Source organism: Nocardiopsis listeri NBRC 13360, assembly GCF_001570765.1.
Taxonomy (GTDB): domain Bacteria; phylum Actinomycetota; class Actinomycetes; order Streptosporangiales; family Streptosporangiaceae; genus Nocardiopsis; species Nocardiopsis listeri.
Genome location: NZ_BCSH01000149.1, coordinates 1 through 597, shown reverse-complemented (window position 1 = coordinate 597; position 597 = coordinate 1). Strand labels below are relative to the sequence as shown.

The 597-nt window shown below is 67.3% G+C and carries 1 protein-coding gene; it reads left to right on the top strand.

The features are described from left to right. Positions 1-124: 124 nt before the first annotated feature. Positions 125-577 carry a hypothetical protein gene (locus NLI01S_RS24865; RefSeq protein WP_067609344.1) on the top strand — a complete coding sequence of 151 codons (453 nt, stop codon included), beginning with the start codon at positions 125-127 and terminating at the stop codon, positions 575-577. The last annotated feature ends 20 nt before the right edge of the window (positions 578-597 follow it).

Genomic DNA, 597 nt, shown 5'->3' with positions numbered 1-597 from the left:
CCCGCAGGCCTACTCCCATCTGGGTCTGATCCGCTGCGCCCAACTCCTGGACCGGTAACCTCGGAACGCCCCGCGTATCGGGGCATCCGGTCCCGGTCCCAACCCCCACGCCCTCAGGAGACTTGTGTCCGCCCCCCGCAAGGTCCTGGTCATCACCGTCGCCCTGACCCTGTCCCTCATCGGTCTGAAGTTCCTGGTGCCGTTGGTCGCCCCGGTCGTACCGGCCGACCGCCCCCACGAGTTCGCCAACGGCCTGGGCATACGGCTCTTGAGCATCGGGCACGAGGGGAATCGCGTGACCTGGTACAACGAGATCCACAACGGCACGGGTTCCGACATCACCCTGAACCTGACCTCCACCTGCCGTCACGGCCGACCACCACAGGAATCGGGCCCCTCCGGTACCTCCCTGGAAGGTGCGGAGAGCCTCACCATCCCCTGGGGGCAAACCCACGGTTGGTCGGAGTCCTGCCCCTCCCCGGAATCGGGACGCTGGTGGACGTACACGATGCGTTTGAGCGACCCGACCGGTGAACACCGCTTTCCACCGCTGACTCTGGCCGGCCGCGCTCACTGAGGGGCTGCCTGGGGATCGGT